Origin of the sequence: Mesorhizobium sp. ISC11, from assembly GCF_037162595.1 — a bacterium.
In the GTDB taxonomy this organism is placed as follows: domain Bacteria; phylum Pseudomonadota; class Alphaproteobacteria; order Rhizobiales; family Rhizobiaceae; genus Mesorhizobium; species Mesorhizobium ciceri.
In genome coordinates, this window is record NZ_JAVSPW010000001.1 from 5643150 (window position 1) to 5661186 (window position 18037).

General features: G+C 62.1%; 20 protein-coding genes. 12 read left to right on the forward strand and 8 right to left on the reverse strand.

The window, feature by feature from the left end; translation table 11 throughout:
* Positions 1-169 precede the first annotated feature (169 nt).
* The 6 genes from RPF88_RS27280 to phoB all read left to right on the forward strand — a co-directional run bounded on the left by RPF88_RS27280 (position 170) and on the right by phoB (position 6350).
* A complete protein-coding gene (locus tag RPF88_RS27280; protein ID WP_027163159.1) occupies positions 170-1198 on the forward strand; it encodes a PstS family phosphate ABC transporter substrate-binding protein in 1029 nt (342 codons plus the stop codon).
* A gap of 96 nt (positions 1199-1294) precedes the next feature.
* Positions 1295-2761, forward strand: coding sequence for a phosphate ABC transporter permease subunit PstC (pstC, locus tag RPF88_RS27285; protein WP_063169148.1), 1467 nt, complete (start codon positions 1295-1297; stop codon positions 2759-2761).
* A complete protein-coding gene (pstA, locus tag RPF88_RS27290; RefSeq protein ID WP_013529270.1) occupies positions 2758-4074 on the forward strand; it encodes a phosphate ABC transporter permease PstA in 1317 nt (438 codons plus the stop codon). Before pstC ends, pstA begins: the two co-directional genes overlap by 4 nt.
* A gap of 17 nt (positions 4075-4091) precedes the next feature.
* Positions 4092-4910 (forward strand): phosphate ABC transporter ATP-binding protein PstB, encoded by an 819-nt coding sequence (gene pstB / locus RPF88_RS27295; RefSeq protein ID WP_013529271.1) that lies wholly within the window; start codon positions 4092-4094, stop codon positions 4908-4910.
* Between the two features lie 26 nt (positions 4911-4936).
* Positions 4937-5644, forward strand: coding sequence for a phosphate signaling complex protein PhoU (gene phoU, locus RPF88_RS27300; RefSeq protein ID WP_013529272.1), 708 nt, complete (start codon positions 4937-4939; stop codon positions 5642-5644).
* Between the two features lie 16 nt (positions 5645-5660).
* Positions 5661-6350 (forward strand): phosphate regulon transcriptional regulator PhoB, encoded by a 690-nt coding sequence (gene phoB / locus RPF88_RS27305; RefSeq protein WP_010911896.1) that lies wholly within the window; start codon positions 5661-5663, stop codon positions 6348-6350.
* 16 nt (positions 6351-6366) lie between these two features.
* On the opposite strand, the gene RPF88_RS27310 is transcribed toward phoB, so the two are convergent.
* A complete protein-coding gene (locus RPF88_RS27310) occupies positions 6367-7614 on the reverse strand; it encodes an ROK family protein (protein ID WP_024503006.1) in 1248 nt (415 codons plus the stop codon).
* 270 nt (positions 7615-7884) lie between these two features.
* Here RPF88_RS27310 and xylF point away from each other — a divergent pair, with 270 nt between their 5' ends.
* The 4 genes from xylF (at position 7885) to RPF88_RS27330 (ending at position 12988) form a co-directional block, all read left to right on the forward strand.
* Positions 7885-8925 (forward strand): D-xylose ABC transporter substrate-binding protein, encoded by a 1041-nt coding sequence (xylF, locus tag RPF88_RS27315; RefSeq protein ID WP_013529274.1) that lies wholly within the window; start codon positions 7885-7887, stop codon positions 8923-8925.
* Between the two features lie 142 nt (positions 8926-9067).
* Positions 9068-10420 (forward strand): sugar ABC transporter permease, encoded by a 1353-nt coding sequence (locus RPF88_RS27320; protein WP_013529275.1) that lies wholly within the window; start codon positions 9068-9070, stop codon positions 10418-10420.
* A gap of 11 nt (positions 10421-10431) precedes the next feature.
* Positions 10432-11232, forward strand: coding sequence for an ATP-binding cassette domain-containing protein (locus RPF88_RS27325; RefSeq protein ID WP_337123516.1), 801 nt, complete (start codon positions 10432-10434; stop codon positions 11230-11232).
* A gap of 127 nt (positions 11233-11359) precedes the next feature.
* Positions 11360-12988: a CHASE domain-containing protein gene (locus RPF88_RS27330; RefSeq protein ID WP_337123517.1), complete on the forward strand. Its 1629-nt coding sequence runs from the start codon at positions 11360-11362 to the stop codon at positions 12986-12988.
* 95 nt (positions 12989-13083) lie between these two features.
* Here RPF88_RS27330 and RPF88_RS27335 read toward each other — a convergent pair whose 3' ends face one another.
* The 6 genes from RPF88_RS27335 to RPF88_RS27360 all read right to left on the reverse strand — a co-directional run bounded on the left by RPF88_RS27335 (position 13084) and on the right by RPF88_RS27360 (position 16562).
* The gene (locus tag RPF88_RS27335; protein ID WP_013529278.1) at positions 13084-13329 is read right to left on the reverse strand and encodes a YMGG-like glycine zipper-containing protein; all 246 of its coding nucleotides are present in this window, start codon (positions 13327-13329) and stop codon (positions 13084-13086) included.
* 83 nt (positions 13330-13412) lie between these two features.
* A complete protein-coding gene (locus RPF88_RS27340; protein WP_013529279.1) occupies positions 13413-13739 on the reverse strand; it encodes a hypothetical protein in 327 nt (108 codons plus the stop codon).
* 121 nt (positions 13740-13860) lie between these two features.
* Entirely contained in the window at positions 13861-14040 is a 180-nt protein-coding gene (locus RPF88_RS27345; protein ID WP_013529280.1) for a hypothetical protein, read from the reverse strand.
* Between the two features lie 123 nt (positions 14041-14163).
* Positions 14164-15195, reverse strand: a complete 1032-nt coding sequence (locus tag RPF88_RS27350; RefSeq protein ID WP_063169141.1) for a sensor histidine kinase — start codon at positions 15193-15195, stop codon at positions 14164-14166.
* A 178-nt stretch (positions 15196-15373) separates the two neighbouring features.
* Positions 15374-15541, reverse strand: coding sequence for a DUF1328 domain-containing protein (locus RPF88_RS27355; protein WP_013529282.1), 168 nt, complete (start codon positions 15539-15541; stop codon positions 15374-15376).
* Positions 15542-15767: 226 nt separating this feature from the next.
* Complete coding sequence (locus RPF88_RS27360) at positions 15768-16562, reverse strand: response regulator (protein ID WP_337123518.1); 795 nt, start codon at positions 16560-16562, stop codon at positions 15768-15770.
* Positions 16563-16775: 213 nt separating this feature from the next.
* On the opposite strand from RPF88_RS27360, the gene RPF88_RS27365 reads away from it, so the two are divergent.
* Positions 16776-16979, forward strand: coding sequence for a NepR family anti-sigma factor (locus tag RPF88_RS27365; RefSeq protein ID WP_032809255.1), 204 nt, complete (start codon positions 16776-16778; stop codon positions 16977-16979).
* A gap of 3 nt (positions 16980-16982) precedes the next feature.
* Positions 16983-17534: an RNA polymerase sigma factor gene (locus RPF88_RS27370; protein ID WP_013529285.1), complete on the forward strand. Its 552-nt coding sequence runs from the start codon at positions 16983-16985 to the stop codon at positions 17532-17534.
* 13 nt (positions 17535-17547) lie between these two features.
* Here RPF88_RS27370 and RPF88_RS27375 read toward each other — a convergent pair whose 3' ends face one another.
* A complete protein-coding gene (locus RPF88_RS27375) occupies positions 17548-17859 on the reverse strand; it encodes a response regulator (protein WP_050580453.1) in 312 nt (103 codons plus the stop codon).
* Between the last annotated feature and the right edge of the window lie 178 nt (positions 17860-18037).

The window sequence follows — 18037 nt, forward strand, 5'->3', positions numbered from 1 at the left end:
GCCGGGCTGCGTGGTCAGTGCCGGCCAGGCGGCGTTTTGCTCATCGCGATGACGCGTTACCGGGGTGACATCAAACTGTCATGCGACTGTTATAATCGAAGGCTATTGGCCTCAGCGGGCGCCGACTGACGAGCGCCGAGAGACCATCTTCCGAACAGGAGCAGGCCACATGAAGAAATTCCTCTATACGGCGTCGGCCGCTGCGCTTGCGCTCGCCGCGTCGTCCGGCTTCGCCGCCGCGCGCGACCAGATCCAGGTCGCCGGATCATCGACCGTGTTACCTTATGCCAAGATCGTTGCCGAGCAGTTCGGCGAAACGTTCACCAACTTCAAGACCCCGGTCGTCGAATCCGGCGGCAGCGGCGCCGGCATCAAGGAATTCTGCAAGGGCGTCGGCGAAGACACGATCGACATCGCCAACTCGTCGCGTCCGATCAAGGCGGACGAACTCAAGTCCTGCGCCGCCGCCGGCGTGAAGGAAGTCCAGGAAGTCCGGATCGGCTATGACGGCATCGTCTTCGCCACCGACATCAAGGGCCCGGACTGGGCGCTGGTTCCCGCCGACATCTACAAGGCGCTCGCGGCCAAGCTGGTCGTCGACGGCAAGCTCGTCGACAATCCGAACACCAAGTGGAGCCAGGTCAATCCGAAGCTGCCCGACTGGGACATCGCCGCCTACATTCCGGGCGAAAAGCACGGCACGCGCGAAGTGTTCGAGACCAAGCTTCTCGATGCCGGCTGTGACAAGGCTGCTCTCAAGGCCGCCGGCATTGCCGACGACAAGGAAATCGGCAAAACCTGCATTGCCATCCGCAAGGACGGCAAGGCCGTCGACATCGATGGCGACTATACCGAGACGCTCGCCCGCATCGACTCCAACAAGACCGGCGTCGGCGTGTTCGGCCTCGCCTTCTATGAGAACAATGCCGACAAGCTGAAGGTCGCCACCGTGGAAGGTATCGTGCCTTCGACCGAGACGATTGCCAGCGGCAAGTATCCCGTCTCGCGCCCGCTGTTCTTCTACGTCAAGAAGGCGCATCTGGGCGTCGTTCCCGGCCTCAAGGAATATGTCGAGTTCTTCCTCGACGACCAGATGGTTGGCCCGGAAAGCCCGCTCGCCGAATACGGCCTCGTTGCTGCTCCGGATGCCGAGCGTCAGGCCCAGCGTGACGCTTTCGCCGCCGGAAAGTCGATGTAATCAAGCTGCCGAACCGGGGTGCGGGTCAAATCCGCGCCCCGGTTTCACCGCAGGCCGCAATGGCGGCTGCGTTAGAATTTCCCTTGGGGTGGGTCCATGTCGTCCTTGCTCGTACTGGCCATCGTCGTTGCCGTCGGCCTGGTTGCCTTTTTCATCGGCCGGCAGCGTGCCGCGGCCCAGGACAATGGCAAGGTCAAGCCGCATTCGCGTGCCCACTATCACGGCTGGTGGGCCTTCCTGCTCGCCGTCCTGCCTGCTCTTTTGCTGCTTGCCGTCTGGGCCGTCGGTTCTTCGGTCTATCTTGACCGGCACATCCACGCTGCCTTGCCCGAGCGTACCGTCGACAGCAAGGTTGCCAGCGAGGCACTGGATGTCAGCCTGGTAAAGAGCCTCGCCAGGGGCCTGCGCAAACTCGATGCTGGCACACTGGCCGCAATGCCTGCCAGCTTTGCCGAGTTGCAGCCGCTGCTCGCCGCCAAGGGCGTGGCACTGGCGAGCGACACACAGGATTACATGATCCCGATCGCTGTCGAGGCGAACAAGGTCCAGGACCGGCTCGGCCTGTTCGGTGCCATTGTCATTCTCGCTTCCTCGATCGCCGGCGCCTTCTATGCGCTCAGGCAGATCGAGCCGCGCGCCAGGGCGCGCAACAATGTCGAGCGGCTGATGCTGTGGGGGCTGCTTGCCGCCTCCACCATCGCCATCCTGACCACCGTCGGCATCGTGCTTTCGATGCTGTTCCAGACGATCACCTTCTTCGAGAGCGTCTCGCCGATGAGTTTCTTCTTCGGCACGGTCTGGGATCCGCGTTTTGCCGCTGCCGGTTCGGGCGGCAGCCAGGGCCAGTTCGGCCTGATCCCGCTTCTTGCCGGCACGCTCTATATCGCCGCCGTCGCGCTGCTGGTTGCGGTGCCGGTCGGGCTGATGTCGGCTGTCTACATGGCCGAATACGCAACGCCCAGGGTGCGCTCGGTGGTCAAGCCGGCGCTTGAACTGCTGGCCGGCATACCGACCATCGTCTACGGCATCTTCGCCGTCGTCACGCTTGGGCCGTTCCTGCGCGACCTGTCCGCGGCGCTGACCGGCGGCTCGCCGTTCATCCAGGGCCAGAGCATCTTCACCGCTGGCCTGGTCATGGGCGTCATGCTGATCCCGGTCGTCTCCTCTCTCTCAGACGACATCATAACCGCGGTACCGCGCGCCATGCGCGACGGGTCGCTCGGCCTCGGCGCGACCCGCTCCGAGACGATCAAGCGGGTGATCCTGCCGGCTGCACTGCCCGGCATCGTCGGCGCCATCCTGCTGACTGCCTCGCGCGCCATCGGCGAAACGATGATTGTCGTGCTGGCGGCGGGCGTCGCCGCCAACCTCACCATCAACCCGTTCGAGGCGATGACGACCATCACCGTCAAGATCGTCAACCAGCTCACCGGCGACCTCGAGTTCAATTCGCCGCAGACGCTGGTCGCCTTCGCGCTCGGGCTGACGCTGTTCACGCTGACGCTGGTGATGAACATCGTCGCGCTCTACATCGTGCGCAAATATCGGGAGCAGTACGAATGACCGACATTCCCATGGATACGATGGTCAGGCCGGCGGCCCATCCGCGCCGCGACATCGGCCTGAAGGCCCGTTACGCCGCCGAACGCCGTTTCCGCATCTATGGCGTCGTGGCGATTTCCGTAGGCCTGGCGTTCCTGGCAATCATGCTGATCACCATCGTCTCGAAAGGCTACACCGCCTTCTGGCAGACGACGGTATCGCTGCCGATCACGTTCGACGAGAAGGTGATCGATCCTTCCGGCAAGCGCGCAACCGATCCGAGCGTTCTGATCAAGGCGAATTATCCCAAGCTCGCAGAAAACGCGCTGGTGGCCAAGCTCGGCATTTCTCCTGATGACAAGCCGATGATCCAGAAGCTCAAGGGCTTCCTTTCGGAAGGCGCCCGCGTCCAGTTGCGCGACATCGTTGCCGCCGATCCCTCGGTGATCGGCACGACACGCGACGTCAACATCCTCGCCGCCGCCAATCTCGACTCGGCTTTCAAGGGCCAGATCGACCTCAGTGTCGAGGAAGCGCGACGCAAGGTCTCGGACCAGCAGATCACCTGGATGAACAAGCTCAAGGCCGAGGGCGCGATGGCCGAGCACTTCAACAGCGGCCTGTTCACCTACGGCGCCTCCAGCCGCCCGGAAACCTCGGGCATGGGCGTGGCGATCATCGGCTCGTTTTATATGATGGTGATCGTGCTGCTGCTCGCGCTGCCGATCGGCGTCGCCGCCTCCATCTATCTGGAGGAATTCGCCAAGAAGAACCGTTTCACCGACCTTATCGAGGTCAACATCAACAATCTGGCCGCAGTGCCGTCAATCGTCTTCGGCTTGCTCGGCCTCGCGGTGTTTATCAATTTCCTGGGCATGCCGCGCTCCGCCGCTTTCGTCGGTGGCCTGGTGCTGACGCTGATGACGCTGCCGACGATCATCATCGCGACGCGCGCCGCGCTTGCCGCGGTGCCGCCGTCGATCCGCTCGGCAGCTCTCGGTCTTGGCGCCTCCAAGATGCAGATGGTGTTCCAGCACATCCTGCCGCTTGCCGCGCCCGGCATCCTCACCGGCACCATCATCGGTCTTGCGCGCGCGCTCGGCGAAACCGCGCCGCTGCTGTTGATCGGCATGGTCGCCTTCGTCGCCGATCCACCGACGACGCCTTTCGATCCGGCTACCGCGCTGCCGGTGCAGATCTATATGTGGGCGAACGAGGCCGAACGCGCCTTCGTCGAGCGCATGTCCGGCGCCATCATCATCCTGCTCGTCTTCCTCATGGCCATGAACATCACCGCGATCGTGCTTCGGCGTCGGTTCGAGCGGCGCTGGTAGAAAAAAGGCATTTTGGTATGAACATCATGACCGAACAGTCCCTTGAAAACGCAGTGGGCGACAAGATGAAGTCGAACGAAGTGATCAAAATGCGCGGCGACAAGGTCGGCGTGTTCTACGGCGAGAAGCAGGCGCTGTTCGACGTCGATCTCGACGTCCGCCTGAACCAGGTGACGGCGCTGATCGGCCCCTCCGGCTGCGGCAAGTCCACCTTCCTGCGCTGCCTCAATCGCATGAACGACACCATCGATTCAGCACGGGTAACCGGCAAGATCACGCTCGACGAAGAGGACATCTACGACAAGAACATCGATGTCGTCGAACTCAGGGCGCGCGTCGGCATGGTGTTCCAGAAACCCAATCCGTTCCCAAAGTCGATCTACGAGAACGTCGCCTATGGGCCGCGCATCCACGGATTGGCCAAGCGCAAGGCCGACATGGATCAGATCGTCGAGTCCAGCCTGAAGAAGGCGGCGATCTGGAACGAGGTCAAGGACCGTTTGCAGGAACCTGGCACGGGTCTTTCCGGTGGCCAGCAGCAGCGCCTGTGCATTGCACGCGCCATCGCCGTGTCGCCCGAGGTGATCCTGATGGACGAACCGTGTTCGGCGCTCGACCCGATCGCCACCGCTCGCGTCGAGGAACTGATCGACGAACTGCGTCAGAACTATACGATCGTCATCGTCACCCATTCGATGCAGCAGGCAGCGCGCGTGTCGCAGCGCACCGCGATGTTCCATCTTGGCTATCTGGTCGAGGAGGGCGCCACCGACAAGATGTTCACCACCCCCGACGACAAACGCACCCAGGACTACATCACCGGCCGGTTCGGCTGATCTCTGGCATATGAGGGACGAAGATCATGGGTGAACATACCGTCGCATCTTTCGATGAGGATCTGGAGCAGATCAGCCAGCTGATCCGCGACATGGGCGATCTCGCCCGCTCGATGGTCGGTGGCTCGACCAGGGCTTTGCTCAATTCGGACAATGCGCTGGCGCAGCGGGTGGTTTCCGACGACGCCATCATGGATGCACGCCAGCGCGAGCTGGACGATCGTGCCATCACGCTGATCGCCAAGCGCCAGCCGATGGCCAACGATCTGCGTGCGGTGGTCGGTTCGATCCGCATGGCCGGCGACCTCGAGCGCATCGGTGACCTTGCCAAGAACATCGCCAAGCGCGTCGGCACTGTCGGGCTGAGCGTCACGCCGCACGACCTTTCGCATTCGATCGACGCAATGGCGCAGCTGGTGCTGATCCAGGTGCAGGGGGTCGTCGACGAGTATGCCGCCGCTGACGCGGCAGCGCTTGCCACGCTCAGAAACAATGATGAACGCATCGACGTCAAATACACATCGGTGTTCCGCGAACTTCTGACCTACATGATGGAAGATCCGCGCAACATCACGGCGTGCACGCACCTGTTGTTTTGCGCCAAGAACCTCGAGCGGATCGGCGACCACGTGACCAACATCGCCGAAAATGCCTATTATGTTTTGACCGGCACGCAGTTGCCAGCCAACCGTCCGAAGCAGGACGAGACGGCAATGTCCGCGCCAGCGGCATGACAGGGGTGACCAGCCGATGATCGCGCCACGCATCATGGTGGTGGAGGATGAGGAGCCGCTAGGCGTGCTGCTCCGCTACAATCTCGAATCCGAAGGTTACCAGGTCGAGGTGGTGACGCGCGGCGACGAGGCCGAAATCCGGCTGCAGGAGAACGTTCCAGACCTTCTGGTGCTCGACTGGATGGTGCCTGCGGTTTCCGGTATCGAACTCTGCCGCCGGCTAAGGATGCGTCCCGAGACCGAGCGGCTGCCGATCATCATGCTGACCGCGCGAGGCGAGGAAAGCGACCGCGTGCGCGGCCTCTCGACCGGTGCCGACGACTATCTGGTCAAGCCTTTCTCGACGCCGGAGTTCATGGCCAGGGTCAAGGCGCTGCTGCGCCGGGCCAAGCCGGAAGTGCTGTCCAGCGTGCTCAAGGTCGGCGATATCGTGCTCGATCGCGAGTCGCACCGCGTCTATCGCAAGAAGAGCGAAATCCGGCTCGGGCCGACGGAATTCCGCCTGCTTGAATTCATGATGCGCCATCCAGGCCGCGTGTTCTCGCGCAGCCAACTGCTCGACAATGTCTGGGGCGAGACGATCTACATCGACGAACGCACGGTCGATGTGCATGTCGGCCGGCTGCGCAAGGCGGTCAACAACGGCCGCATGCCCGATGTCATTCGCACCATCCGTGGGGCGGGTTACGCCATTCGCGAGGACTGAACTCCCTCGTTTGAACTCACGCCACGTTCTTGCCGCCGAGACCGGATCTCGCCTGCACGCCCGGCGCAAAAATCTCCTGATCGACGAAGATCAGCGCCCGCATGGCGCAGCCTTCGCGGATCAGCGGCAGTTCGTTCGGCTCGGTGTCGAAGGAAATCGACTTGGAATGCTGACCGCCGGCGGTCTGGGCAATCGCTTGCCGCAATGCCGGCTCGATCAGGTCGAAGGCGGCGGCGCTGACGCCGACCATGGCGACCGGCGCCGGATCGATCAGCGCAAACAGGCTGCCGAGGCCGTAGCCGAGCGCTTCGCCGGCCTTGCGATAGGCTTCCCGTTCGGGCCCGTCCCTTTCGCGGGCGGCGGCAGCCAGGGCGCGCATGTCGGCGTCGCTGACATCGGCGACGGGCTCTGCATCCTCGCCCATCTGCCGCGCGTTGCGCCAGATGGCATAATTGCCGGCATAGGCTTCGACGCAGCCGCGCCGTCCGCAGCGACACAGCGCGCCGTTCGGCCGATGGATCATGTGGCCGAATTCGCCGCCCGAGGAATGGGTGCCGGTGAACAATTCGCCCTTCAGCACCAGCCCCATGCCGATGCCGTGCGACAGGAGGATGGCGATGAAATCGTCGCGGTAACGATCGGGGTCGCGCCAGCGCAGCGCCACCGCCATCATGTTGCAGTCGTTCTCCATAATGGCGGGGATGCCGAACTCCTCTTCGAATATGTCGGCGAAGGCGATGTCGGTGTGCGGCGTGATCGGCGACCACAGCATGGCGCGGGCACGGGTGTCGGTGATGCCCTGGACGGCCAGCGCGATACGAGCGATGCTGCGCACGTCCAGGTCGGGATCTTCCAGGCGGCGCCGCACGATTGCCGTGCACTCACCGATCAGCGAGTCGCGCGACATCGTCAGCGTGTCGAGCCGACGCTGTTCCTCGGATATTACCTGGCCGGCATAGTCGATGACGGCGACCGAGAGGAAGTTCAGCGACAGCACCACGGTCATTACCGCGGCCGCTTCCGGATTGAGGCTGAGGCCGACCTGCGGACGGCCGCGTTTGAGCGAGCCGGCCTCGCTCGGCTTGCTTTCGGTCAGGATGCCTTCGACGATCAGGTCGGATGAGATCGCCGAGATCGTCGAATGGCTGAGGCTTGTGGTTGCGGCGATCTCGGTGCGCGACGGCTGTCCGGCGCGGCGCACCGCGGCGATCACCATCGCGCGGTTGCGGCGGCGCAAATCGTCGTGGCGGATTCCGACCGACATGCTCTTTCATATCCTCCCGGTCGCCGCGGTTCTTCCTGCCCTGGAACGCTGTCGGTGACGCGGTCAAATACTGGCAGAAGCCGCGCGCCGTGTCATTTATTTATTCCGAGGCCCGAAAAAAAATTCGAGACGACATCAAAATCCATCAGAATCGATGTTGACAGCGTTCGGGCGTTGGCCCAGTATTTTTTCGAGGCTCGAAAAAATAGGGCCTCTGTGCCGGCCCTCGGGCCAGTTTGGTCGCGCCATACGCGGCGCAGGGAGGATAATATGAAAAGATTCACAGCCGCCATCCTGGCGGGTGCCGCCATGTCGCTGACGCTCGCGTCTGTCGCGCAGGCGAAGGACAAGGTCGTCGGCGTTTCGTGGTCCAACTTCCAGGAGGAACGCTGGAAGACCGACGAGGCCGCCATGAAGACGGCGATCGAGGCCGCCGGCGACAAGTACATCTCCGCCGATGCGCAGTCCAATCCCGGCAAGCAGCTTACCGACGTCGAAAGCCTGATCTCGCAGGGCGCCAATTCCCTGATCATCCTGGCGCAGGATGCTTCGGCCATCGGCCCGGCCGTGCAGAAGGCGCTGGACGAAGGCATTCCGGTCGTCGGCTATGACCGGTTGATCGAGAACAAGGACGTTTTCTACCTCACCTTCGACAACAAGGAAGTCGGCCGTATGCAGGCCCGCGAAGTGTTCAAGGTCAAGCCGGAAGGCAACTACGTCTTCATCAAGGGCTCCGGTGCCGATCCCAATGCCGACTTCCTGTTCTCGGGCTCGATGGAAGTGCTCAAGGAAGCCATCGACAGCGGCAAGATCAAGAATGTCGGCGAAGCCTACACGGATGGCTGGCTGCCCGCCAATGCCCAGAAGAACATGGAACAGTTCCTGACCGCCAACGACAACAAGGTCGACGCGGTGGTCGCGGCCAATGACGGCACTGCCGGTGGCGTCGTCGCGGCGCTGACGGCTCAAGGCTTGGCCGGCACCGTGCCGGTCTCGGGGCAGGACGGCGACCACGCCGCGCTGAACCGCATCGCCCTCGGCACGCAAACCGTGTCGGTGTGGAAGGACGCGCGCGAGCTCGGCAAGAATGCCGCCGAGATCGCCTCGCAACTGGCCGACGGCAAGAAGACAAGCGACATCGCCGGCGCCAAGGACTTCACGACGCCGGGCGGCAACACCGTCAAGTCGCTGTTCCTGACCCCGGTTGCCATCACCAAGGACAATCTCAACGTCGTCATCGACGCTGGCTGGATCAAGAAGGACGAAGTCTGCGCGGGTGTCGCTGCCGGCACCGTCGCGGCCTGTAACTGATCCGGACCACTTCGAAATATCTGAACGCCGCGGCCCAAAAGCCGCGGCGTTTTCTCAAAGAATTGTGTTTCCGCATCATGCGGATAGCTTCTAGGCTGGGCTCCGGCATGCGCGTCAGACGGTCAGCCGGTGGGAGGAAATCATGACCGACACGACGTCCAACCCGCAGGCCGATACGGCGCGCGCGTCGGAACTCGGCGCCGTCGCCCGGTTCCTGAAGGCGACCGAGATCGACACCCGGATGCTCGGCATGATCGGCGCGCTGCTGGTCATCTGGATTGGGCTGCATGTCATTTCCAGCCTGCGCCTCGGCGTCAACCCGCTCGATTTCGACAGCCGCACCTTTCTCACGCCGCGCAATCTGTGGAACCTGTCGGTGCAGACATCCGCGGTCGCCATCATGGCCTGCGGCATGGTGCTGGTCATCGTCATGCGCAACATCGACCTGTCGGTCGGTTCCGCCGAGGGCCTGATCGGCATGGTGATGGGATTTGCCCAGGTGCATTTCCTGGTGCGTTTTGTCGGGCTCGAACTCGGCAATCCGTGGATCTGGGTCCTGGCGCTGGTCATCGGCCTGGCGCTCGGCCTGTTGATCGGCGCCTTTCAAGGCTTCGTCATCGCCTATCTCGAAGTGCCCGCCTTTATCGTGACGCTGGGCGGCCTGCTGGTCTGGCGCGGTGCTGCCTGGTGGGTCACATCAGGCCAGACCGTGGCGCCGCTTAACGCCACCTTTCAGCTGATGGGCGGCGGGCCGGCGGGATCGATCGGCGCAACCTGGAGCTGGGTTGTCGGGATCGTCGCCTGCCTCGCCGTGGTGTTTGGGCTCTTCAACGGGCGGGTGCAGCGCAAGCGTTTCCGTTTTCCGCTACGTCCGATCTGGGCCGAGGCGCTGCTCGGTGTCGTCACCTGCGGCGCCATCATGGGTGCGGTCTGGCTCGCCAACTCCTACCCCTGGCCGATCGGCATCGTGAACAGATATGCGGCCGCCAACAACATCACCGTTCCCGAAGGCGGCCTGTTCATCGCCCACGGTATCGCCATACCGGTGCTGATGGCGGTCGCCGTCGGGCTGGTCATGACCTTCATCACCAACCGCACCCGTTTCGGCCGCTATGTCTTCGCCATCGGCGGCAATCCCGAGGCGGCCAATCTCGCCGGCATCAACACGCGCTGGATCACCATGAAGGTGTTCATGATCATGGGCGTGCTGGCCACGATTGCCGCGGCGATCTCCTCGGCCCGGCAGAATTCGGCCACCAACGTGCTTGGAACGCTCGACGAGCTGCTCGTCATTGCAGCCGCCGTGATCGGTGGCACGTCGCTAGCCGGCGGGTCGGGAACGATCATCGGCGCCATGCTCGGCGCCCTGCTGATGCAATCGCTGCAGTCCGGCATGGTGCTGCTTGGTGTCGACTCGCCGCTGCAGAGCATCGTCGTCGGCGCCGTACTGGTGATCGCCGTGTGGCTCGACACCGTCTATCGCAAGCGCGTCTAGGAGGGCATGCCATGACTGACAAGACTGCTCCTGCAGCCACCGCGCTGATCGACATGAGGAACATCTCGATCGCGTTTGGCGGCATCCGCGCCGTCGACGACACCTCGATCGATCTTTTCCCCGGCGAGGTCGTGGCGCTGCTCGGCCATAATGGCGCCGGCAAGTCGACATTGATCAAGATCCTGTCCGGCGCCTACAAGCGCGATTCGGGCCAGATCTTCGTCAACGGCGAGGAGGCATCGATCTCCAACCCGCGCGACGCCAAGAAATACGGCATCGAGACGATCTACCAGACGCTGGCGTTGGCCGACAATGTCGACGCCGCCGCCAATCTGTTCCTCGGCCGCGAGTTGATGACCGCCTGGGGCACGCTCGACGACGTTGCCATGGAGGCCGAGGCGCGCAAGGTGATGGGTCGGCTCAATCCCCGGTTCCAGCGTTTCAAGGAGCCGGTGATCAAGCTGTCGGGCGGCCAGCGGCAATCGGTGGCGATCGCGCGTGCGATCCTGTTCAACGCCCGCATCCTGATCATGGACGAGCCGACGGCCGCACTTGGTCCGCAGGAAACGACGCAGGTCGGCGAACTGGTCAAGCAGCTGAAGTCCGACGGCATCGGCATCTTCCTGATCAGCCACGACATCCACGATGTGTTCGAGCTTGCCGACCGGGTCTGCGTCATGAAGAACGGCCAGGTGGTCGGCACCGCCCGCACCACTGATGTCACCCAGGACGAGGTGCTGGGCATGATCATTCTGGGCAAATGCCCGCCAGGCGCCATTCCCGGACCGGGCGCGCTGAAGATCGCGGCCTGAGATCAAGCCAGATCGCGGTTGCCGGACACGTGATATGCCAGCCGTAGGGATGGCTTGGCCTTGGCATTGTGTTGGCAGGGCGACTTGCGCATAAAGGTCCGACATTGCTCAGGGACCGCACGATCCGTTGAAGAAGCTTTTCCCGATCATCGCCTTTATCGCCGTCGCGCTGATCAGCATGGTGATGGCAGGTTTTGCCTACTTCGCCACGCAGGAAGCCGCGCGCATCAAGTTCGAGGCGACTGCCGACGATGCGCTCAACCGGATCGAGAGCCGCATCGACCTGCATCTGTCGCTGCTGCGCTCGACGCAGGCCCTGTTCGACGCCCGCAATGGCGATATTTCTCGCAATGAGTTCAAGGCCTTCTTCACCGCGCTCGATGTCGACAAGAATTTCGCCGGCTTGCGCGGTATCGGCTTCCTCAGGCTGGCAAAGACGGGCGACGAGGCGACGGTCGAACGCGACATGCTGCACGATTATGGCGTCAGTCATCCAATCTACCCGGACACCACGCAACCCTGGCGCACCCCTATCGTGCTGTTCGAACCGCTGGATCCATCCAATCAAGCCGGCATCGGCTACGACATGTTCAGCGAACCGGTGCGGCGTGCGGCGATCGAAAAGGCGATGTCCGACGACCAGCAGCATGCCAGCGGGCTGGTGCAGCTGGGCCAGGACACGGGCGCCGCGCAGACGTTCACCGGCTTCTTCGTTTTCGTGCGGCTCAATGTCGAAACCGCTCCCGACGTCATCAATGCTTCGAGATCCTCGACATCAGGTTTTCTCTATGCGGCCTTTCGGGCTCGCGATCTGTTCCAGACCGCGCTCAGCCGGTCGCCGCTTTTGCCGGTCAACACCGAAATCTATGATGGCGATGGTGCCGTGAACGGCGACAATCTGTTGTTCCGGTCGGAGACGCCGCCGGCTTCCACTTTCGGGAACAGGTTGCTGGTCACGCGAAAGATCATCGTCGCCGGACAGCCATGGACTGTCCTGTTCCGGCCGACAAGCGCCTTCTTGCAGCCGTCGTCGCGCGCCATTCCGGTGATGCTGGGGCTGTTCGGCCTGCTGTTGGCGGGCGCAATCGCGCTTGTGGCGCGCTATCAGGAGCGGGCCTATGAGGCAGCGTCGCGATTGCACGAAACGACGGAAAAGAGCCTGATCGAAAAAGACCTGATGCTGCAGGAGATGAAGCATCGCATCAAGAATTCGATCACCAGGGTGCTGGCGATCGCGCGTCAGACGGCATCGCGGGCGACCGACGTCAACGAGTTTTCAGCGTCCTTCTCGGCTAGGCTGCAGGCGATGGCGGCCTCCCAGGACATGCTGACGCGCTCACGCTGGCAGAAGGCCGATCTTGGCGATCTCCTGCGCATCGAGCTGGGTCAGGTGTTCGGCAAGGAGCTGCCCGATGAGCTGTTGTCGGGACCACAGGTGCTGCTCGACGAAACCACGACGCAAGCGCTCGGCCTGACCTTCCACGAACTGGCGACGAATGCGCTGAAATACGGCGAGGCCGGCAATTCCGTTGGGGCGCTGAAGGTGGACTGGTCGCTCGAAGGCCGAGGGCGCGACAGGGTGCTGGCTCTCAACTGGCGCGAAAACGGGCAGAAGAAACTTGAAGCGCCCGCCGAGACCGGATTCGGCACCAAGCTGATCGACCTCAACGTGACGCGCGAATTGCGCGGTACGATCAAACGGGATTACCAAGCCAATGGGCTGAACGTGGAAATCAAAATTCCACTCGCCAATTGAGCGCGACCCTTGCCGACAAGGGGGAAGCATCCAGACATCAAAAACCCGGAAGCCGGCGGACCGGCCTCCGGATCGACGTTTCGATTATCGCCGAATTAGTTGCAGCGAGCCGTGTAGATCCGGCCGCGATGATCGCGATATTGGCAATAGCCGTTGCGCAGGTTGCGCACCAGCAGGCCGGAACCGGCACCCACGGCCGCGCCGATCAGCGCGCCCTTACCGCCGCCGACCAAGCCGCCGACACCGGCGCCGATCAAGCCGCCGCCAACCACGTCCTTCTCAGTCGAGGTGCAGCCGCTGACCGCGACCACCGCAACCAGGGCAATAATCATCTTCCGCATAGAGTCACTCCTCACTTTGTGTCCTCACTTTAGTAAGCTCCAGCCGCCATTTAGCATGAAATGACGGCCTTTGCTGCTGCAATCTATTGTTGGTGAAGATAGTCTTTTTCTGGGCGTATCGTGTTCGATGCCATTACCAGGCTGGAAATTGCCAAAGACGCGTCAAGCGTACCATCGGCGCGCACATTCCAGACGATCTGATCATAGTCGTCCTCAAGCGCCGGATCGACCGCAAGGCATTTGGCGACGATGTGGTCAGCCTGCCCTTGCACGTCGCCCAAGACGAATGGGCGTTCGGCCACGCATTGCTCGGCCGTTGCGAAAACGCTTACGGGCACCTGGAGTTCACGGCAGTCGGCCATCGTGTTCGAGCAACCGATGACCAGCAACAATGCAGCGATATGTTCCATGGCGAGAAGTCCTCTCGCCATAGTAACGGTCTACATTCGCCAAAGTTCCTGGCTGGCTTGATCGGCCGGGGAAATAAGATGGCGCTACAGCCGATTCGGCCACCGGCCGAAACGACGTGGCCTAGTAGACCAGTTGGTGCAGGGCGACCGCCATGATCACCGCCACCAAGGCCAGCGCAACAAGGCGCAAAGCTCCGTTGGGAACAGGAGCCAGCGGTGGCGCGGAAGCCTCGGAGTCCTCAAACTCGCCCATGGAAATCCGGGCGGCCTGCTCCAGTCTGTTCATGTCGGCAACCGTCAAGGCATTCCTCCCACCACGCTGCAAATCCTGCTGCGGAAATGTTCGGTGATGCAACAAGTTCCAGCGGTATCTGGGAAAAACAGCATCTGCTTTTATGGTGAACGGCGGGTTAAGGAAGGTCGCTCAATCCGTCTCGAAATTGCCGTGCGGAACGACAAGGCGGTATTCAAGGCGGCCAGCCGCGATTTCGAGCGTCGCCGTTCCGTTCAGTGACGCCGGCACGACCCGTTCGAGTGCGACGCTGCCGAAGCGCTTCTCGCTACGCCTGACATCACTGGCGCCGATTGCCTCCGCCCATGTTAGGGACAGGGAGGTTCCCGTGTCGTCGGCGGTCAGGTTGGCTGTAACATTGACGTACCCGCCGGGCCGCGACAGGGCGCCGTAGCTCACCGAATTGACGGCGAGTTCATGCATCGCAAGGCCGATATGCAAGGCAGCGTTGGGATTGAGATAGGGGTTTGCCCCCTGAAACCTCAGGCTGCGAACCGGATCGCCGCCATAGCGGCCAACCTGGCCCGACACGAGTTCGCGAAGTGCTGCACCCCGCCAGTTGGAAGAGGTCACGAGATCCTGGGACGAGGCCAGCGATTGCAGCCGGCCGCGAAAGCGTGTCAGGAAATCGCCGATGCTGTCGGAGTAGCGGCCGGTCTGGGTGGCTATGCTCTGGATGATCGCCAGCAGGTTTTTCGAGCGATGGCTCACCTCTCGCAACAGCGTCGTCAGGGTCTGCTCGCGGCGCTTCTGCTCCGTCGTCTCGACCATCGTGGTGACGACGCCCTGCACGGTGCCACCATCGCCGTGATCGGCATCGATCCACACCTCGAACCAGCGGCTGCCATCCTCGACGGGAACGCTGATCTCGAGACGTTGGGGGTTGCCGGATGCAATGACGTCGCGCTTGGCCGCGCCGATGCGGTCGGCCTGCGCCTCCGGCAGGATGCCGATGCTGTCGGCGGTGTCCGAAACCCAGGGCGCACGCATGTTGCGCGCCCATACGGTTTTCATCTCGCGATCCTGGTAGAGAACGGAAATGCCGGCATTGTGCAACGCGTGAAGAAGAGCACGACCGAGCTGCATGCCGCTGTCGGCGGGATGGAGGGCGATGACTTCATCGCTTTGCACGGCGTCTTTCCTGTTTCCGGTCCTGGAACCCATCGGCCAATCTGTCCACCCAATTCAGGCTGAACGGCTCATCGTTGAATGGGTTCCAAACAGGTTCCGGAAAACCCGCCGCCAAAAACGGTCCGCCGGACGGCGTCCTTTGAGGGACACCGCCCGGCGGTGGCTGGAAACCGTTTGAGGGGTGCGGCTTCCAGTGTTCGGCTGTCCGTCCTCACGAAGCCCGTTTGAACAGGCCCGCAAGAAGCGAAATGACCAGGAAGGCGAGGAAGATGAAAAACAATATCTGCGCTATGCCGGCGGAGGTACCGGCGATGCCGCCGAAACCAAGCGCGCCGGCGATGATGGCAACGACGAGAAATACGAGCGCCCAGTAAAGCATGATCCATCTCCTTCGAATGGTGCGATGAAAACGTGGGTGGTTGCGGTTTGTTCCCACCCTTTGCCGAAAAAGACCGTGCTTGCAAATCGTTCGAGCGGAACCGCAGGAATTCACCTCGCCGCCCGGGTGCATCAGGCGGCACGAAGTGACGAATTGATCATCTGGAGAGATTCGGGAGCGAGGCTATCGCCTTGGGTTCGTCAATTCCTCCACTCCCAATTCCCGACTATGCGGCGGCTTTCGCCTGCCGGTCAAAGAACAGTGCCTGGCTGATCAGCGCCTTGACCATGTCGGGATTGAACGGCTTGGTGACCAGGAAGGCCGGTTCCGGTCGTTCACCAGTCAACAGGCGCTCGGGGAAGGCGGTGATGAAGATGACCGGCACCGACGTCGATGACAGGATTTCGTTCACGGCCTCGATGCCGGAACTGCCGTCGGCAAGCTGGATGTCGGCCAGCACCATCTTCGGCCGCGTCTTGCCGAACATCATCACTGCCTCGGCATGGGTGCGCGCCGTTCCAACGACGCGGTGCCCGAGGCTCTCGACCATTTCTTCGATATCCATGGCGATCAGCGGTTCATCCTCGATGATCAGAACGTCGGTTGCCACCTGACGGGATATCTCGTTGCTCGCCTGGGCAAGCAACTCTGAAAACTCCTGGTCACCGACGTCAAGGATCTCAGCCGCTTCCTCCTCGCTGAAGCCTTCGACCGCCACGAGCAGGAAGGCCTGACGGGGCCGTGGTGCAATCGCATTCAGATTGGCGGCGGTGCGCTGTTCCCACGCCGATTGCGCCTGTTCCTGTGGAACGCGGATGGCGACCGATGTGAAAAGCTTGGCGAAAACCTTGTACAACGCGATGCGGTCGTTCGATGCTTCGGGAAATATCTCGATATCGGCGATGATGGCTTCAAGCATCGCAGCGACCAGCGCGTCACCACTCTCTTGCGACCCGGAAACAGCCCGCGAGAAGCGGCGCAGGAAGGGCAGATGTGGTGCGATGGTGGCGGATAAGCTCATGGTAAGACGTCTCCCTCAGAATGACGCGATTGCGTAGCAGGTCAAGCTGACTGCAAGCCCTGATAACGCGGATTTTTTGAAAAAGTTCCACCTCGACGGAACAAAAGCCGGGGAGTGGCGTTTGTGGTGGGGATGGGCAACCAGACGAGGGCGCCGCTTGCGTTGTGTTGAGTACGGTAAGAGCGGCTTGAGCGCTGGGAATACAAGGGCAAAATGAAGGATATGACGAAAGATATTCTGACTGGCGCCGAGAGCAGGCGCCGGAACGGTTCTGGTGACGCTCTTGGGCCGAACTCCGAAATCGGACGCAAACTCAAACAATATTACGACGCGCTGGTCTCCGACGATGTGCCGGATCGCTTTTCGCAGTTGCTTAGCCAACTGGAACAGGCTGAACCCGCACAGAAGAAGGACTGAGGCATGGCCGCGGTCTCACAAGGCTTCAAGACTGATCTGCTTGGGGCAATCCCAAGTCTGCGCGCGTTTGCCGTGTCGCTGACGCAAAATGCCGATAAAGCCGACGACCTCGTCCAGGAAACACTCGTCAAGGCTTGGGACAAGCATGAGAGCTTCCAGCCCGGCACCAATCTCAAAGCCTGGCTTTTCACCATCCTGCGCAACGAGTTCTATTCGCAAATGCGCAAGCGCGGGCGCGAAGTGCAGGACAGCGACGGTATCATGACGGCCAGGCTTGCCGTTCATCCGGCCCAGCACGGTCAACTCGACCTGAAGGACTTTCGCGGGGCGCTGGAGCAGTTGCCGGAGGACCAACGCGAAGCCATCATCCTCATCGGCGCATCTGGTTTCTCCTACGAGGAGGCCGCGGAGATCTGCGGCTGCGCGGTGGGGACGATCAAGAGCCGCGTCAGCCGAGCCCGTACCCGCTTGCAGGAGATCCTGAAAATATCAGGTGAGGACGAGTATGGTCCGGACGCGATTTCGGCTCAGGTAACGAGTTCGCCGGCGAGCTGACCGCGATCGCGTCTCAAGCGCGTCCGCAGGCCGCCGCGACCGCTTGCACCAGGTCTTCGCCTGAATAGGGTTTGCCAACCAGCCTGACGCCCGGAAACGATGCCTTGATTTCATCGGCATCCGAATAGCCGGACGCAAACACGAAAGGTATGCCTGCCGCGCGCAGCCCGGAAGCGAAATCGATCGTCGAGGCGCCGCCCAGCATCAAGTCGACAATGGCTGCATCGAATCGCGTGGCGACTTCCCGGCCATCGACCTCGGTCAGGTCACGGGCGATCACCACCTCATCGGCGCCATGATCGCGGCAAAGTTGCTCGACATCCATGGCGATGAGAAATTCGTCCTCCAAAACGAGAATCCGCAATCCGTCAAGCAATGTGGGCACAGGCAAAGACTCCTTGAAACGCCGGAGTCATGATCGCTAATTGGCTTGCTGTCATTTAAAAAAGACATGTGGCCAGCGGGCGGAACCTCAATCCTTGCAACGCGTTGAAACGCGGCTC

What these genes read in the sequence shown, in the direction of transcription:
- RPF88_RS27280 (WP_027163159.1), top strand. Translation starts at nt 170, where the DNA reads ATGAAGAAATTCCTCTATACGGCGTCGGCCGCTGCGCTTGCGCTCGCC.
- pstC (WP_063169148.1), top strand. Translation starts at nt 1,295, where the DNA reads ATGTCGTCCTTGCTCGTACTGGCCATCGTCGTTGCCGTCGGCCTGGTT.
- pstA (WP_013529270.1), top strand. Translation starts at nt 2,758, where the DNA reads ATGACCGACATTCCCATGGATACGATGGTCAGGCCGGCGGCCCATCCG.
- pstB (WP_013529271.1), top strand. Translation starts at nt 4,092, where the DNA reads ATGAACATCATGACCGAACAGTCCCTTGAAAACGCAGTGGGCGACAAG.
- phoU (WP_013529272.1), top strand. Translation starts at nt 4,937, where the DNA reads ATGGGTGAACATACCGTCGCATCTTTCGATGAGGATCTGGAGCAGATC.
- phoB (WP_010911896.1), top strand. Translation starts at nt 5,661, where the DNA reads ATGATCGCGCCACGCATCATGGTGGTGGAGGATGAGGAGCCGCTAGGC.
- RPF88_RS27310 (WP_024503006.1), bottom strand. Translation starts at nt 7,614, where the DNA reads ATGTCGGTCGGAATCCGCCACGACGATTTGCGCCGCCGCAACCGCGCG.
- xylF (WP_013529274.1), top strand. Translation starts at nt 7,885, where the DNA reads ATGAAAAGATTCACAGCCGCCATCCTGGCGGGTGCCGCCATGTCGCTG.
- RPF88_RS27320 (WP_013529275.1), top strand. Translation starts at nt 9,068, where the DNA reads ATGACCGACACGACGTCCAACCCGCAGGCCGATACGGCGCGCGCGTCG.
- RPF88_RS27325 (WP_337123516.1), top strand. Translation starts at nt 10,432, where the DNA reads ATGACTGACAAGACTGCTCCTGCAGCCACCGCGCTGATCGACATGAGG.
- RPF88_RS27335 (WP_013529278.1), bottom strand. Translation starts at nt 13,329, where the DNA reads ATGCGGAAGATGATTATTGCCCTGGTTGCGGTGGTCGCGGTCAGCGGC.
- RPF88_RS27340 (WP_013529279.1), bottom strand. Translation starts at nt 13,739, where the DNA reads ATGGAACATATCGCTGCATTGTTGCTGGTCATCGGTTGCTCGAACACG.
- RPF88_RS27350 (WP_063169141.1), bottom strand. Translation starts at nt 15,195, where the DNA reads ATGGGTTCCAGGACCGGAAACAGGAAAGACGCCGTGCAAAGCGATGAA.
- RPF88_RS27355 (WP_013529282.1), bottom strand. Translation starts at nt 15,541, where the DNA reads ATGCTTTACTGGGCGCTCGTATTTCTCGTCGTTGCCATCATCGCCGGC.
- RPF88_RS27360 (WP_337123518.1), bottom strand. Translation starts at nt 16,562, where the DNA reads ATGAGCTTATCCGCCACCATCGCACCACATCTGCCCTTCCTGCGCCGC.
- RPF88_RS27365 (WP_032809255.1), top strand. Translation starts at nt 16,776, where the DNA reads ATGAAGGATATGACGAAAGATATTCTGACTGGCGCCGAGAGCAGGCGC.
- RPF88_RS27370 (WP_013529285.1), top strand. Translation starts at nt 16,983, where the DNA reads ATGGCCGCGGTCTCACAAGGCTTCAAGACTGATCTGCTTGGGGCAATC.
- RPF88_RS27375 (WP_050580453.1), bottom strand. Translation starts at nt 17,859, where the DNA reads ATGGATGTCGAGCAACTTTGCCGCGATCATGGCGCCGATGAGGTGGTG.